The following is a 15,170-nucleotide window of genomic DNA, read 5'->3' on the forward strand; positions in this document are numbered from 1 at the left end:
TACCCGCCGGCCCCGATGGATTTCGCCGCAAAGGTCCTAATCTAAATAACGGACTCGAAGTCCGAGAAATGTCTCAGGCTTGCCTTCACGCGGTCCAACCTGTCTTGCCATCGTTCAATACACCTGTGCAACCGTGGATGGGTTAAAGGCTACGGTTCGTGCTTACTGCGCTGGTGCTGCCTGATACGTTCGACCATACGCGAGCAGCGCCCAGATTGTTCGCGCCATCTTGTTGGCGAGCGCAACGGCAACGACATTCGTTGGACGCCGGGTCAGCATCTGGCGCAAGCGCTCCGGCAAATACCTTGAACTTGAGATGACCGATCGCGCGCCGTGGATCAGTAGCGTTCGCAAGTACACGTCCCCGCGTTTGCTGATCCCGCCAAGCTTTACCTTGCCCCCAGAGCCGTTCTGTCGCGGCACGAGGCCCAAATAGGCAGCGAACTCCCGGCCGGAGCGAAAGGTCTTCGCCTGTCCAATTACCGATACTGCAGCAGTGGCCGTGAGTACTCCCACGCCGGGGATTTCGGAAATGCGTCTGCATGCATCGTTGTTGCGTCGCCACTCGAGAATGCGCTGTTCGATCCGGGCAATCTGCTCGTCGAGTCCACGTAGCCGCGAGATCTGGTCCTGCAGGCTGTCTGCCAGCATAGTGGGCAACTGCTCAGCCATCGACGCCAGCGCGACTTTGGCTGCCTCTATCGATGCACGGCGACCTGCCGGCAGTATCACGCCAAATTCGTAGAGCAATCCGCGAAGCTGGTTGACCTGCATGACACGGATCCTGACGAGTTGCTGGCGTATGCGGTGCATCGCAAGCATGGCCTGCTGGTCTTCCGTCTTGACAGCTACGAAACGCATGCCGGGACGTTGGGCCGCTTCCCAGATCGCCGCGGCATCCGCGGCATCGTTCTTGTTCGACTTCACGAACGGTCGGACGAACTGGGCTGCGATGAGCCGCACGTCGTGGCCAAGCCGCGCCAGGACACGGGCCCAGTGATGGGCGCTGCCGCAGGCCTCCATAACGACACAAGTCGCAGGCCGGTTGGCGAAGAACGGCACGAGCTGGGCGCGTTTGAGCACCTTGCTGCGAATCGCGCCGGTCACAGGCTCGACGTAGTGAATCTGGAAAACGCGCTTGGCCAGGTCGATGGCAATAGTCGTGGGTTCCATCAGCTTTCTCCTTAACGGGATATCCCAACGGAGACGATACTCGGGCTCGACATCGTCGCCGGGGTTGCTGCGGCGTCGGTTGGCCCGTTAAGGCGGGAGGCGACCATTCCATCTAAATGGCTAGAACGCGACATTTCTATAAGAAGCTGTTGCGAAATTAAGTTTTGGGTCTGTTAACTTTTCTGACTTGGTGTTAACTTCTTGTCTTGTTTTGCCTGACAGGAAGCAATGCCTAAAGAACTCATAGACGACGAATTGTGGTCACTCATCGAACCGCTTCTGCCCGCGCGAGCACCGCGCAATCGCCAGTACGCGGGCCGCAAACCGACGCCAGACCGAGCAGTGCTGACTGGCATCGTGTTCGTGCTGCGCTCGGGCATTGCGTGGAACCTGCTGCCGCAGGAAATGGGTTGCGGCTCAGGCACCGCCTGCTGGCGACGGCTCGTCGCATGGCAGAAGGCCGGTGTCTGGCAACGTATCCACGAAACGCTGCTGGCCGAACTGCGCCGCCGTGGCGAAATCGACTTAACGCGTGCCATCGTCGACAGCTCATCAATTCGCGCCATGCTGGCGGGAAAAAAACCGGCCCGAATCCCACGGACCGGCGCAAGCTCGGCAGCAAGCACCACCTCATCGTCGACGCGCAAGGCATCCCGCTCGCGGTCATCCTGACCGGCGCAAACCGCCACGACATTACGCAGCTCGATGCACTGGTCCAGGCCATTCCACATATCCGGGGCAAACGGGGACGTCCCCTGCACAAGCCGCAAATCGTTCAGGGCGACCGGGGCTACAGTTCCGAGCCACATCGGCAGCGCTTGCGCGAACGTGGCATCACGCCCGTGCTCGCAAAAATTGGCTCGCCCCATGGCAGCGGACTCGGCAAAACGCGTTGGCAAGTCGAGCGCTCGATTGCCTGGCTTCACTCGTTTCGACGCCTGAAGATTCGCTATGAACGCTACGCCCATATCCACGAGGCTTTCCTCTCGTTAGCTTGCGCCTTGATTTGCTGGACGCGCCTCAAGCCTTGGTTTAACTAATTTCGCAACAGCTTCTAAAGCTACTACATTTGGGATTTTGCATAATTCCTTTTATGTCAACTAAAACAAACAAGATCACAGCGTCGACTCGGGCAATATGGATTCCCCTGACCGGGATCGTTGTTTGCCGTACGCACGGCGAAGACGGCGGCAACGGGCGCCCTGGCCGGCACGCCCGTTGCCGTCCGGCTCAGGATGCGGCCACGGTCACGGTGATCGTGGCTTGACTGCCCGAATTGTCGATGTTCACGTTGATGACATCCGGATTGGTGTTGCTCGCCACCGTCCAGTTCGCGCTCGAATCGGCGAACGAAACCGTGCCGATGATCACGCCGTTCGCGTCGTCGGTCACTTTCAGCTTGAAATTCGCGGACTCGAAGAAGCAACTTCCGCTGTTCTTCGCCTCGATGTAGATCCGGCCGCTGCCCGGATACCGGCTGTCCGCACCAATCAGCAAGTTGTCGAAATACTCGAGATGGCTACCGTCGCCGCCGTTCTCGTACATGCAATTGACGTCGGTGACGAAAGTCTTGATCGCGGTCGACCGGTTGTTCGTCACCGACATGAATGCGCCATATCCCATGTTGAACGCCTCCTTTACGTGTTTTCAGCTGTTAGGCTCGATGTGGACGAGCACGCCGTAGAAATACTGACCCTTGGTCTCTCCGCTCAGCTTGGTGATCGCGACCGTCACCTTGTATTGGTCGAATGTCGAGGAGACGCTGAGCTGTTCGTTCGGCGCCGAGTGTGCGTCGTAGGTGGACTGCGCACTGCCCGAGGACGAACCGACCCAAACCGTGTTGTCGCCGGACCAGGGCACCGAAACCAGCAGGTTCGCGACCGACGTCGCGCCGCCGGACGGCGTCAGCGTGATCAAGTTGCCAATCGAGCCGTAGTCGCTCGAATTGATGAACTGGAAGTTCGCCTCGTAAGCGCATTTGACGGATGTCTTGTCACCCCACATGTCCGTGTAATAAGCCATCTTCGGGATGACCTTGCCATTGTCGGATTTCGGGCTGACGGAAGTCTTGCCGGACGGCTGATACGCGATGTCCCAGGTGAAATCGTAGTCGGTCTCGTTGACGATCAGCACCGACGTGACCATGTTGTGACCCAAGTACGAGACGATCATCGGGACGGCGGCGAGCGCCCCCATACCCGCCACCTCGAGGGCGCCCGCGCCCCAGTTGATGGTTGCATACTCGACTCCCTCCTCGGCCAGTTCGCCGCCCACATCTTCCAGTTCCTCCGACGCGTCGGACAGCGCGTCGTCGGCGGCGTCTTCCGGGTCGACATCCGGGTCCTCGACGTCGGCGTCCTCTTGAATGTTGCGCGCGTTCTTCGTGATCCACGTCTTCATGTTCGCGTACAGCGGTGACAGCAAGTCGCCGAACAGCGCCTTGGTCAGCAGGATACCGGGCGGGAGGCCGGCAATCGAGAGCGCGAAAGACAGCGTCTTCGACGCCCGTGTCGTGGTGTTGCCGGTCTGAATCGTCGCGACGCCAACGACCGGTGGCTCGTCGTCTTCGGCTTTGGCCGCTTCGGTGTCGCCGCGATAGAACCCGCCGTAGCGCATGTCGACATTGCCGCTCGAGCCCATCATGATCGGATCGCCGTTAGTGTCGTGGCCCGGCGCGAACGGATTCAGGTTGTCGCCCGAGTTCTCCGCGAGCCAGCCCCAGAAATCCGCTGTCTGGTTCATCGCGTCGTAGAACGACTGCAGCGCGTCACCGCCCGCTTTCGCCTGGTTGATCGCGTTCTTGAAGTAATCGTCGACGACGTTCGGGAAACCGCCCTTGGTGATCGGCGTCGCGACGAGTTTCGCGGTGTTCTGGTCGTTGCTGGACATGATGGGTTCCTCTGGTTGGGCGGCCGGGTGCCGCGTGTGAGATCGAGCGAATCGAATCGCGTCAGGAGATGACGATCAGCATTGCATACCAATAGACGCCATTCGTTTCGCCTTGAAGCTTGTTGGTCGCCATGCGGACCGTGTAGTCCGCAAACCGGGCAACGTAGCTAAGGCTGCCGTTCGACGCGTTGTGGTCACGCCACGTTTGGCCTGGGCTCGCCGACGGCGTGCCGGCCCAGATCGCGTTTTCGCCGGACCACGGAACGGACACGACCTCCGCGGACCGCGCCCCGCCCTGCTCATCGGTTTCCAGCACGATGCCGATCGAAGACGCTGTGTTCGTATTGATGTATTGGGACAGGCCGGTTTGCAGCAACGCCGGGTTGTCCCCCTCCCCGAGCGGAAAGTCGACGTGCGAGATCGCGGGCAGCGTCGCGGCAGGCCAGTTGACGGATGCCTGGCCGTGCGGCTGTGCCGCGCACGAGAGCGTGAAGTCCAGACGACTGTTGTTGATCACGAGCACCGACAGGTACATCGGATGCGCGAGATAGGACAACACGAGCGGTACTGCCATCAATGGCGCGACGACGCTCAAGTTGAACGCGAGCGCATCAAAATCGACGAAGAGCTTGCCGAGACCCCACGCCGCCAGCGACCCCAGCAGGCTGATCGCCTTTTGCGACGCCGCCGACAGCACGGTGACGATGAACGTCTCCGGATCGATCGACGGATCTTCGGTATCCGCCATTACCGCGAGCTGGGCAGCCATCGACTTCAGGACGTCGGCGAAGCTGGAGTAGAGAAACGGCCGAAGCGAGGCGAACAACGCGTCACCGACGGCGCCTTGCGCCGGCGCCTCGTCGAGACGTATGGTGAACGCCATCACCTGCTGGATGTCGGTCTCGCGGTTGCCGAGCTCGACGACCATGGTTCCGAACGGCGTGGAAATATCGGTGGCACCGGACCATTCGGCGATCAGGCGCATGTCGACATTGCCACTCGACGCGATCAACACCGGCACGCCGTGCGGATCGTTCCCGTTGACGAAACTCAGTGTGCCGTCGGCGATGTCCGCCCAGAAGGCCGCAGTCTCGTTGAGCTGCTCGAAAAAAGCCTGGGTTGTCTCACCGCCCTCGAGTGCGGCGTCGAGGGTGGCGCCGAGCGTATCGGTCTCCACGATCGGAAAACCCGTGGTAATCGGCGCATAGCTGACATGAAGCGTATCGGTGTCGGATCGAACGTGCATCGCGCATACCTCGGGCGTGGATCAAAGCGGCTCGATCGTGAGCACGCAATAGTACTGGTCGTGATTGCCCGTCAGCGCATTGATGGCAAGCCGGATGAAGAACTTGAGGTTGCCGTGCTCGACAGCCAACTGGCTCGATGCGCCGCTTGCCCGATCGTAGATCGCGCTCCAGTTCGGATTGCCCGGCACGTCGCCCAGCCAGACAACGTTGTCTGCGATCCACGGGATCGAAATCACGGCGGCAACATCGGAACCGGCGGGAGCCCCCTTGGGCGTCAGATGCAGCAGGAGGCCGATACCGCTGAAGCCGCTCGTGTTCATGGACGAGTAATTCGCCTGGTATGCAACCTGAACCGTCGTCTGATCGCCCCAGATGTCGGTGGCATAGCCGAGCTTCGGCACCGTGTCGCTTTGGGGCTGGGACGTCATCGTCCCTTCGTCCATGTATTCGATCTTCCATTCGAGGTCGTAGTCGGTGAAGTTGTCGACCTCGAAATGAAGAACGAACTTTTTCTCCAGCGCGCCGATGATGAACGGAATCGCGACGAGCGCGCCGAGCACGGCAAGCGGCGGCGCGGCGGCGGCCAGATCGATAAAGGCTTCCGCCGCGACCTCGTCGACGGCAATTTCCGCCGCTTCTTCCCCGACGGCATCCGCTGCATCGGATGCGCCATCGGCAATGGCATCGCCGGCAGCATCGATATCTTCGCCGAGATCCAGCTCGGCCCAGTTGTCGAGGCATGTCTGGACGAACTGCGTTAGCTTGTCCACGATCGGCTTGAAAAGCGCGTCGATCAACGCTTGTCCGGCGGTGAGGCCGGGCGGAATTTCGGCAAGGCTGATTGCGAGATTGACGATCCGGTCAATGGATTCCGGCGACGGCAATTGCAGCTTCACGGTCGCGATGCCGTGCACCGGCGGCCGGTCGTCATCGGCCATCTCGTATAGCCGCGCATCGCTCTGGCCGGCCAGTCGGACGTTGATCGATATCGTGGTCTGTCCATCGGTCGCGCTCGCCTGCTTTGATCCCTTCGGACCGTCTTCGTAGCGATAGGCGCCCGATCCGGCTTTTTGCAGATAGACAGCGAAATCCGCGAACTTCTGCACGTGCGACAGATAAAAGTCGGTGCCGGCACCACCCGACGCCGCCTGCTGCAACATGGTGCGAAACACTTCATCGTTGGTCGACGGAAATCCGTCGCCCGTCAGAGCGGATACGGACAATTGCAGCTGGGGCTTTTTCTCGGACATGGGTCGCTCCTCATGCGTGACAGAAGGTGCTGCGCCGACGTATCGGTGAATTCGGTCAGAGTACGTCCTTTCGCCCCGGCGAATCCATTACACCCGATTACACGTGCAACACGCGCATATCGCGCCCCACGATCACTTCGCGTTGTGCAAGCGCATGCCCATGCGCTCAAAAAAACCGGCTGATCGATACCTTTGCGTTAGCCGCTCTGCCATGTCCGAGTCCAGCGCCGCCTCGGTCACCCAATGCGCGATCGACGGCGCGACGGCCGGCACAGCCTCTACGAACCAGCCGTCGGCGTGCCAAGCCACGTTGATAGCCTTCACCACTGCGGTCGGCTCACTCGGCACGGCAATGCGCCGAGCCGATACAGCCAGTGCCGGAGACACTCTCCGTTCCTGAGGGTAGACAGCACCCCATTGATCTTTACGGGTAATTATTCCGCGTCTCGAGGCAAAGGCTTGCCAGGATTGAAGACGGTTAACCGGAAAAGCACGGAAATCGAAACGATCCCTTTCGTGCGTCTGGTCGATGTGCGCGACCTGGGTTTTACCGATGGTCGCTTCGACCTTTGCGCGAGTGGCGACCGGCGATGGCCGTCACGATATCGGCGACCGTGACGCCATGCCGACTTTTCTCGCGGCCCGACCACCATCGCGAAGGTATCGGGTCGCGGCCGCTTCGACGGTCAGCCGACCGCATGCGACGGCGACGGCCAACCCGCCCTCAGGACTGCATCGGAAGCGTCAGCGCATCGATATCGACTGGACCGCCAGTCAGCATGACAGGACCGTTATCGCCGATCAGCACGGTGTCGGAATGGCGAAAGCCACCGATGCCTTCAAGATAAACGCCGGGCTCGATGGTCAGGCACATGCCTTTCTCGATAGGGCGCTCATAACCGTCATCAGCACGGTGGATGCCGCCAGCGCCTATCGCGACATCGCGCAATTGATGGATCTCAACAACGGCCGGACCGCGTACTTCCCGAGCGAATACGTGAAGGCCAACGGGACCTCGCCGTATACGGGCGCGGCATGGGCCCGCAGCTCAACGCCGACCTCGCCACCACCGGGACGATCGATCGCCAGAGCAGTACCGGCACGCATCCGGTCTTTCCGTACGTCTGGCCTCGCGGTAGTTCGCTTCGTAGCGCGGAGATTCCACCCACCTGCTCCAACAGCGTCTTGTCCAGACACGTTAGCCAAGACACTGTTGTAAGTTTCGAACGCAGGTGCGTCGCGTTGAGCAGCGGATTACCGACATCGAGCGCCAGGTAGCGCCGGGCTAACCAGTATTCCGTGGGCGTGTTGGCCTCAGCTTCCGTCAAGCTCAGATTCACCGCGAACCCCGGCTAGATATAATTATGACAAATTAAGGATCACTAAGTTATGTTGATCTGAAAACTGTTCCCGCTTCCTGAAGAATCCTTTTCCGACCCGCAGACCTCGCCCTGCGGGTCGGCAACGGGGACACCGGAAGCCTTCGGTCCACGCATGGAATGACTCAGATATCCGTCCGCGCCAGCGCGGTCGCCCGGAATGCCCGCTCACACGCCGGACACCGGTACTGGCGGATGCGCTGCTCCTGCGGCAGGGGCGTTTCGCTCGCGAAGCCGAACAGCTGCATGGTGCCCGCCCAGCCCCACTTCGGGCACGTCATCGGCGGCGCCTGAGGCTTCGCGCCAAGCTGGACCAGCCGCTCCATGCCTCCGCCCGGATCGAGTTCGAGCAGCCACCGCCGGAATTTTGGCACCCAGTGGCGGCTCACCAGCAGCGTCGAGACACCGAGTGCTTCCGCGGACTGCGTGTACGACAGCGGCTGCGAAAGCAGTTGCACGAAACGCGCGAGCCTGTCCCTATGACGCATGCCCGAGAGCGGCGTGCCGGTGAGCCGCGTGAAGACCTTGCCGCACTGCGGGCAACCGTATTGCGGGACGCCCTGGCCGTTGTGTTCGGGCCGTACGTGCCACGCGCCGCACCACGGACAGGCCGGACGCGGCTCGATATCCGGCGCATACGCGCGCGTGATCGCCTCCGTCAGGAACGCCGTGAGCGCCTCATTCTCCTGCTCCGGTAACGCAGCGGGCGCCGCATCCCTGCGCTTCGCCCACACCGGCAGCCCGGCTCGGGCTGCTGAGGTGCGCGCCGGCAGGTCGCGGGTGTCCAGCCGGAACTTGCGCGGCTGCCGGCGCCTGGGCGCAGTTGCGGCGAGCGGCGCCACTTCCGTGGCCGGCGGCAGGGCGAACGCCATGGTACGGCCGTGCCGCGTCTGCTGGCGCAGCACGGTATCCGCAATGTCGCGTGTGATGGTCATGTCAACCGCGATACCGAGCGCCTCGAGCTTCGCGGGTTGCAGCGTCGCCCCGCATGCCGGGCACAGGAACTTGCGCGTGCGATCGGTGTTGAAGCCCCCATGCAGCACCGGCCCACGAAAATCGCACTGGTAGCAGGTCGTGCGCGCCGCGAACCGCACGCCCAGGCGCACGCGCGCCTCCCATTTGCCGTCCGGATCGAGCTGCAGCAGCCACTGGCGTATCGCGGTCACCCAGTGGCTCACCGCGCCGCGGCCCGCACCGAGGCATTCCGCGACCGATCCGATCGACGCCTGCTGCCCGAGCCACGGAATCAGGTGGCGCAGCTTTTCGGGGCGACGCAGCCCGGCGAGCGGTGTGCCGGTACGCCGGTTGAAATCCTGCTGGCACGTCTGGCACCGGAAGCTGGGACTCGCCCGGCCGCGGCTGGAGCGACGCGCCTTCAGAACCGTGTGGCGGCTGCCGCAGCGCGGACAGGCGAATGGCGTTTCCGACCGCGAAAACGCCTCGTCCCACGCGCGCTCAACATAGCCGGTCAGTTCCACGTCCTCGTGATCGGGCACGACCGCACGCGCCCGCGACAGCGGCACGCTCTCCTCGAAGACCCGCACCGGCGACTTCATGGTGCCGTCCGCCGTCCGGCTGACCATCGCCGCCCCGGCGTCATTGCTGGATCGTCGCGTGCTTCATCAGCTCGCCGGTGAACTGCGCGGCGGCCTTCTCCAGCGCGAGCGCCTGCAGCTGCTGGCGGATCGTGTCCTTCGCCTGGTCGAACGACGGGACCTGCGTGGGCCGTTTCGCGTCGACCTTCACGATCACGCGCATCGCGTTGCCTGCTTCGCCGGTCGCAATCGCGGCCGGCGTGACGCCACCGGCTGGCAACCGCGTGATCGCCTGCGCCACCGCGAGCGGCAGGCCCTGGGTATTACCTTCCGTGAGCGGCGATTTAAAACTCACCCACGGCAGTTCGCCACCCGCCGCCCTGCCCGGCGCCACGCTGTACTGGCGCGCCAGCGAATCGAATGACGTGCCGGATTTCAGTTTAGCGAGCACGGTGGTCGCGGTTGCCTCGTCAGGCACGGCAATCACACGCGGCTTGTACTCTTCCCTGCCGAGCGAGGCAACAATCTGGTCATAGCGGGCCTTCACCTGCGCGTCCGTCACCGGCTCCGGACGGATGCTGTCCTTCAGGTACAGCTGCGTTTCCGCGTTGACCTTGGCCGCATTCATCGCCTGCTGTACTTCGGGCTTCGCGTCGTAATGCGCCTTCTCGGCGTTCTGCCGGAACAGTTCGCGCGCGATCAGCTGGCCCTTGATCGCCTGACGCAGTTGCGGCGTGTCCGGCTGTCCCGAACTGCTCACGGTCATGCGCACCGCGCTCTCGAGTTGGGTGGCCGGGATATCGACGCCATTGACGCGCGCGACGACACCCTGCGGCAATCCACTGGCGCCGGCGGCCTGCAACCCGAACGGATGGGCGACTGCCATGCCGGTCTGGCTCGCGGCAGCATTCATATCGTCTGCATGGGCGATACCCGGCAGCGCGATGCTCAGCGACACGGAAGCAAAAGCCGTCACGCACAGCATGTTGACGCTCGAGCCCAGGCGGGAAGTGTTTTTTTTCATGGTGGTTTCCTCAATAATTCCAGTTGGCTGTGGCCAGCAACAGGGTCGCTTTCGGACCCAGGCTGGCGGGTTGAGTGAGTGCGCGGCCGAGCGTGACCTCGCCCGACAGGATCTGCTGGTGCCATTGCCACTGCGCGCGCAGACCCGCGCCGGCACCCGCCAGTGTCGGAAAGCCCGGCACCGCGACGAGACTGGCCTTGCCGGCATCGAGAAACACATAGGGCTCGATACGGCCGTCCTTCCACGCGGGCGCATTCACCCACGCGATTTCGTTGCGCGACCAGAACCCGCGGTCGCCCGCGATCTCGCCCGAGCGGAACCCGCGGATCGTGTCCATGCCACCCAGATACAGTTGTTCGGAGCCGTACAGCGCCACATTCACATACTGGCCGCCTAGCGCACCGCGATAGGCGAAGGCGGCCTGGCCGACCGGTGTGTCCAGCTTGGGCAGCGGCACGGTGAAGTTCACCGTCGCATCGAGCTTCGTGAACTGGCTGTGCGCCGCGGTCCGCGCGATGCCGTGTGCGTCGTGATCCGCTTCGAGCCAAGGCAGCCCCTGCGAGAGGCCCGCGTCGAGCGTCACGTTGCCCGGCGCGTCGTTCATCACGAATTTTCGTAGCCAGTTGCCGCCGACTCTCAGCACCACAAGATGTTGCGGATCGAGGTCGATGTTGTTGACCTCGCGGTCGGTACGCCGCCAGGACAGCGTCGCGTCCAGATTGACGATATTGGCCTGCGTGCGCCCGAGCGTGTAATTCCAGCCGAGGATGTGGCTGAGCGTGCGGCCATACACGAGCGCCGTGCTGTCCACCACCTGCTGGTATTCCGAGTCCGACAGCGTGTAGCTGAACGTGTGGCGGCCAAACGGGATCGCGAACGAACCGACGAGCGCGTTGCTGTCCAGGCTGTCGATGAAGTTCAGGCTGAGCGATTCCTGCAGGCCGATCAGGTTGTCGGCCTCGACGCCGGCACGGTAGCGCGTCACGCCCGTCGCCCGGCTGCCGTAGTTGTCGACACCCAGCGTGTAGTACGTGCGGTCGCCCGGCTGGTTACGGATCGCGACGACGGAATCGCCCGGGCTTTGCCCCGGCAGGATCTGCACGGCCGCCTGGTTGCGCCGCAGCCGGTTGATCTGCGAGACGCCCTGGTCGAGATCCTCCAGCCGCAGCGGATCGCCGGGTGCGGCCGGAAAGGCGTTTTCGTAACCGGCATCGGTGAGCCAGCCGCCACCTGCGGCGCCCTCGTCCTTCTTCAGCCGCTGCACGGGCCGCCCGTTAACGGTGTACTGCTCCACGTGACCGACCTGCACGGTGACCTTCAGCGTACCGGACCCGAGGTTCTGCGGGCCGAGGAAGGCGCGCGTCGTCACATAGCCGGCCGACACGAACGCATCGGTGAGCCGTTTCAGGAGCACGTTCAGGCGGTGCGAGCCCAGTTCGTGGCCGGTGAACGGCGCCGTGATCGCGTCGAGCCTCGCAGACGGCAGCACCGTGTTGCCATTCACCTCGATGCGGTCAACCCGGAAGGTCGGGCCGCTTTCGGCAATCTGGTTGATGGGAGTGCCGGGCGGGACGTCGAGCGTCTGCGGTGCAGGTGGCGGCACCGTGATTGATGCGGGCGGCTGGTTCAGCTCCTGCTGCCTCGCGCGCTCCTTCTGCTGGTCGATCAGTTGCTGCGCCGGGTCCTGGACCGGGCGTGCAGCCGGCAACGCCGGGACACCGGCAGGTACCCCCGAAGGGGGCGTCTGGGCATGCGCAGCGGCGATGTGAAGACCACAAAGCGCGATACCGCGCAGCAGCGCCGGGCGTACCGCCCAAGGCACGCTCCTGGAAGATTTCCGCATCAGCGCCACCACCAGGTGGTGAGGCCCAGGTGCTGGCCGATCTGCACCGGCGTACGGCCAGGCGCGCGCACGGTCGTGAGGCTGCCCGTCGCGGCAACACCCTTGCCGCCCGTGATGTAACCGCCGTCGATTACGCCGTCGCCCGTGAGCGTCACGAGGCCGTTCGCGGTGAAGCCGCCGCCCACGTCCGCGGCGATGATCTGCGCCCAGCTGCTGCCGAAGAACGCCTTGAAGCCGCGGTCCTGGTTCAGCGCCGAATAGCCCGTCACGCCCTGTGCGTAGGTCAATGGTGCGGTGACGTCGATGTTGCCCAGCGCGAACACGTTGCCGCCGACGTTGCGCGCCACGATGCCGGCGGTAATCGCGATATCTGTTCCCGACTGGATCGTGCCGCCGTATGGCGTCACGCTGCTCGATGCGCTCGCATGACAGACGATCCAGCAGCCGCGCGAATAGCTCGCCTGTCCGGAGAACACCGCAGCATTGGTGAACGCCTGCTGCGCCGTGATGTTCACGGCGGCGTCGTTCGACTGGATGATGCGACCGCTGTTCGTGACGTTGCGCCCCGAGATCGTGACCGGACCGCTGGTGGACGCAATATACGCGAGCTGGTCCGGCTGGCTGACGGTGCCGTAATCGACGTCAAAGCCGCTGGTCGTGTGCGTGAAGAAAAGGAAGCTGCCACCGCGGCGGGAATATGCGACCGGTTCGCTACCGGAGGCGGCGCCTGTATGGTCGATCGTGTTGAACACGTCGCCCTGCGCGGTCAGGCTCACGGCCTGGTTGGCGAGCATCCGAGCGTTGTCGTTGGTGATGTCACCCTGTGCGGTGAGCAGCGTCGAGCCGTTGGCCGCGAAGACGATCCCGAGGTTCGCCGGGGTCGAGCGGTTCGTGATGCTGGCGGCGGCGGTGAGCGTCACATCGCCGCCGTTCGAGGTGCCGTCGGAAGCGACGGAGCCGGCCTGGATCAGGCTGCCGGTGTTCGTAATGTCGCCGGCGCTGGTCAGGCTGACCGCATTGCCAGCCGTCAGCGTCGACGGACCGGTCGCGTTGTCCGCGAGAACGATACCGTTCGCGCTGACTGTGACGTTGTTGGCGGCACTGATCTGCGCACCCTGCAGCGACAGTGCGCCGGTCGTCGTGAGATTGATGTCGTGCTCGGCCTTGATCGAGCCCTGGGTGGCGCCTCCGCCGGCGCTGATATCGCCGCTGGCCGACACGAGCACGTCGCCGGCGCTCGCGTAGAGTTGCCCGAGGTTGCGCACGCCGGCGCCCTTGTCGGTCACGATGAGCTGCACACGGCCTGCGGTCAGGCCACCGAGCGCCGTGATGTCGATTGCCACGCCGGACGCGCTCGTGCCAGGCGACGTGGAACTGACGAGCCAGTCGTGCCCGTTGTCGCCCGGCGAAAAGCTGGTGTCGTACGTGTTGGTGCTGTCGCCGACGATCGCGCGAATTACGCCTGGTGGTGAACCTGGGCTTCGATAGCTGTTCGTCACCGGGCCGTTCACGGCCAGCTGCTTCGCGATCAGGTCCAGGTTCACCAGCGTGCCCGAGAGGCCGCCCGCGCCGATCGCGATCGTTCCGCCGTTCGTCGTCAGCACCACATTGCGCTGGATGACGCCGGGTGCGAGCGTGAGGTCACTGAAGCTCACCTGCCCGGTGGACAGCACGACATGCCCGGCGTTCACGAAGCTGCCGCCATCCACGGTGATGCCGTTCGGGTTCGCCAGGATCACATTCGCGCGCGGACCCAGCACGCCGATCGCGCCCTGGATCAGCGATGGGTCCGTGCTGGTGACCTGGTTGACGATCGTCCGTGCGTTGATGCCCACGTTGTTCAGGTCCGCACCCGCCTTCGACACGTTGAACGACGAATAGGTGTTGTTAGAGACACCGCCGGTCGCCGGCGCGATGTTCACCGTCTGGTGGCCGCCCGCACCGGTTGACACCGAAGTCGCGGTGCCGCCATCGGCGACGATCGCGGCAGCGCCAACCGATGCGGCGAAAACCGCCAGCATCGTGCCGAGTGCAATCGCGCTCAGTGCCTGTTGAGGAAGTTTCATCCGGTTCTCGTCAAACTGTTAATTAGCAAGCCTAAGTTGATGACGTGACCATCTGGATCTGGCGTATGGTCCGACGCACTCGTCGAACTGCCCTGATTGATGCATCACCATTGAACAACCGCGAGCGGATTCAAAGGACCTGGACCGACTCAAGTTGCGCCCCCCCGGAACCCCAACTGACCTCACCAACCTATCGGCGTTTCAGGAGCGGCGTCTCAGCGCAGGTTTTTGTCACCGTCGGCACGGCCGACGTACTTGAGCGACTTCATGTCCTTGGTGGCGGTTTCAGGCATTTCCACATAAGGCCGTACATGACCCACGATGAATCCCGGAGTCACGATAGTCCTGACATACTTCGTCTCGCCGGCAGCCAGAGAAAACGTGACGGTGTTTTCCGCTTCCGTCTTGACTGAAACCGTGTGCGTGCCAGCCGGTTCGTCGACGTAGAAATACTGCCCTGCCAGCGACTGGCCAACTGCAATACCATCAACGTTGATGACCGCACTGACAGCCGCACCGACAAACGAGTTTTCGCGGAAGAAATACACACGTCCGTGATCTGGCTGCAATGTCGGTATCGTTGCTGCATCCATCTCCTTGAACTGGGGTCCGGAGGCGCAGCCTCCTGCCAGCAGTGCAATGCTGCCTGCGAGTAACAGATTGCGGAAAATCTTCATCATTCGGGGTCTCCAAAAGTACAGGTGACGGGGAACCGGTGTTCGACGTGAGACGGTCTCTCAACGTCGTGCCGGCACCCGCCATGG

General features: G+C 63.1%; 14 protein-coding genes. 1 reads left to right on the forward strand and 13 read right to left on the reverse strand.

Features of this window, described 5'->3' with window-relative positions; translation table 11 throughout:
* Nucleotides 1–162: 162 nt before the first annotated feature.
* Nucleotides 163–1,173 (reverse strand): IS110 family transposase, encoded by a 1,011-nt coding sequence (locus ACOCG7_RS09455; protein ID WP_073432975.1) that lies wholly within the window; start codon nt 1,171–1,173, stop codon nt 163–165.
* A 228-nt stretch (nt 1,174–1,401) separates the two neighbouring features.
* Between ACOCG7_RS09455 and ACOCG7_RS09460 the strand changes: the two genes are divergently transcribed.
* A protein-coding gene (locus ACOCG7_RS09460) for an IS5 family transposase (protein WP_114161924.1) occupies nt 1,402–2,213 on the forward strand; the annotation gives its coding sequence in 2 pieces (ribosomal slippage) (nt 1,402–1,741 and nt 1,741–2,213; 813 coding nt in all).
* Between the two features lie 190 nt (nt 2,214–2,403).
* Here the strand turns inward: ACOCG7_RS09460 and ACOCG7_RS09465 are convergent.
* The 12 genes from ACOCG7_RS09465 to ACOCG7_RS09520 form a co-directional block, all read right to left on the reverse strand.
* The gene (locus ACOCG7_RS09465; RefSeq protein ID WP_174430476.1) at nt 2,404–2,796 is read right to left on the reverse strand and encodes a hypothetical protein; all 393 of its coding nucleotides are present in this window, start codon (nt 2,794–2,796) and stop codon (nt 2,404–2,406) included.
* 24 nt (nt 2,797–2,820) lie between these two features.
* On the reverse strand, nt 2,821–4,062 hold the full coding sequence (locus ACOCG7_RS09470) for a hypothetical protein (protein ID WP_174430475.1): 1,242 nt from the start codon (nt 4,060–4,062) through the stop codon (nt 2,821–2,823).
* 61 nt (nt 4,063–4,123) lie between these two features.
* On the reverse strand, nt 4,124–5,308 hold the full coding sequence (locus ACOCG7_RS09475; protein ID WP_421375224.1) for a hypothetical protein: 1,185 nt from the start codon (nt 5,306–5,308) through the stop codon (nt 4,124–4,126).
* 21 nt (nt 5,309–5,329) lie between these two features.
* Nucleotides 5,330–6,559, reverse strand: coding sequence for a hypothetical protein (locus ACOCG7_RS09480; protein ID WP_174430473.1), 1,230 nt, complete (start codon nt 6,557–6,559; stop codon nt 5,330–5,332).
* A gap of 132 nt (nt 6,560–6,691) precedes the next feature.
* Entirely contained in the window at nt 6,692–6,946 is a 255-nt protein-coding gene (locus ACOCG7_RS09485) for a hypothetical protein (protein WP_174430472.1), read from the reverse strand.
* A 337-nt stretch (nt 6,947–7,283) separates the two neighbouring features.
* Nucleotides 7,284–7,508 (reverse strand): M24 family metallopeptidase, encoded by a 225-nt coding sequence (locus ACOCG7_RS09490; RefSeq protein ID WP_421375226.1) that lies wholly within the window; start codon nt 7,506–7,508, stop codon nt 7,284–7,286.
* Nucleotides 7,509–7,518: 10 nt separating this feature from the next.
* A complete protein-coding gene (locus ACOCG7_RS09495; RefSeq protein WP_421375228.1) occupies nt 7,519–7,899 on the reverse strand; it encodes a type VI immunity family protein in 381 nt (126 codons plus the stop codon).
* Between the two features lie 164 nt (nt 7,900–8,063).
* Nucleotides 8,064–9,494 carry a DUF746 domain-containing protein gene (locus ACOCG7_RS09500; protein WP_421375230.1) on the reverse strand — a complete coding sequence of 477 codons (1,431 nt, stop codon included), beginning with the start codon at nt 9,492–9,494 and terminating at the stop codon, nt 8,064–8,066.
* Between the two features lie 40 nt (nt 9,495–9,534).
* Nucleotides 9,535–10,497 carry a peptidylprolyl isomerase gene (locus ACOCG7_RS09505; protein ID WP_421375232.1) on the reverse strand — a complete coding sequence of 321 codons (963 nt, stop codon included), beginning with the start codon at nt 10,495–10,497 and terminating at the stop codon, nt 9,535–9,537.
* A 10-nt stretch (nt 10,498–10,507) separates the two neighbouring features.
* Nucleotides 10,508–12,340, reverse strand: coding sequence for a ShlB/FhaC/HecB family hemolysin secretion/activation protein (locus ACOCG7_RS09510; RefSeq protein WP_421375234.1), 1,833 nt, complete (start codon nt 12,338–12,340; stop codon nt 10,508–10,510).
* Nucleotides 12,340–14,406 carry a filamentous hemagglutinin N-terminal domain-containing protein gene (locus tag ACOCG7_RS09515; protein WP_421375236.1) on the reverse strand — a complete coding sequence of 689 codons (2,067 nt, stop codon included), beginning with the start codon at nt 14,404–14,406 and terminating at the stop codon, nt 12,340–12,342. Before ACOCG7_RS09515 ends, ACOCG7_RS09510 begins: the two co-directional genes overlap by 1 nt.
* Before the next feature lie 215 nt (nt 14,407–14,621).
* Nucleotides 14,622–15,086, reverse strand: coding sequence for a DUF2846 domain-containing protein (locus ACOCG7_RS09520; protein ID WP_421375238.1), 465 nt, complete (start codon nt 15,084–15,086; stop codon nt 14,622–14,624).
* Nucleotides 15,087–15,170 lie beyond the last annotated feature (84 nt).

This window comes from Paraburkholderia sp. DD10, from assembly GCF_049177125.1.
In the GTDB taxonomy this organism is placed as follows: Bacteria; Pseudomonadota; Gammaproteobacteria; order Burkholderiales; family Burkholderiaceae; genus Paraburkholderia; species Paraburkholderia terricola.

Excerpts from the sequence above, each read along its gene's own strand:
- ACOCG7_RS09515 (WP_421375236.1), bottom strand. The coding sequence starts at position 14,406 with ATGAAACTTCCTCAACAGGCACTGAGCGCGATTGCACTCGGCACGATG.
- ACOCG7_RS09470 (WP_174430475.1), bottom strand. The coding sequence starts at position 4,062 with ATGTCCAGCAACGACCAGAACACCGCGAAACTCGTCGCGACGCCGATC.
- ACOCG7_RS09455 (WP_073432975.1), bottom strand. The coding sequence starts at position 1,173 with ATGGAACCCACGACTATTGCCATCGACCTGGCCAAGCGCGTTTTCCAG.
- ACOCG7_RS09475 (WP_421375224.1), bottom strand. The coding sequence starts at position 5,308 with ATGCACGTTCGATCCGACACCGATACGCTTCATGTCAGCTATGCGCCG.
- ACOCG7_RS09505 (WP_421375232.1), bottom strand. The coding sequence starts at position 10,497 with ATGAAAAAAAACACTTCCCGCCTGGGCTCGAGCGTCAACATGCTGTGC.
- ACOCG7_RS09500 (WP_421375230.1), bottom strand. The coding sequence starts at position 9,494 with ATGAAGTCGCCGGTGCGGGTCTTCGAGGAGAGCGTGCCGCTGTCGCGG.
- ACOCG7_RS09520 (WP_421375238.1), bottom strand. The coding sequence starts at position 15,086 with ATGATGAAGATTTTCCGCAATCTGTTACTCGCAGGCAGCATTGCACTG.
- ACOCG7_RS09480 (WP_174430473.1), bottom strand. The coding sequence starts at position 6,559 with ATGTCCGAGAAAAAGCCCCAGCTGCAATTGTCCGTATCCGCTCTGACG.
- ACOCG7_RS09510 (WP_421375234.1), bottom strand. The coding sequence starts at position 12,340 with ATGCGGAAATCTTCCAGGAGCGTGCCTTGGGCGGTACGCCCGGCGCTG.
- ACOCG7_RS09465 (WP_174430476.1), bottom strand. The coding sequence starts at position 2,796 with ATGGGATATGGCGCATTCATGTCGGTGACGAACAACCGGTCGACCGCG.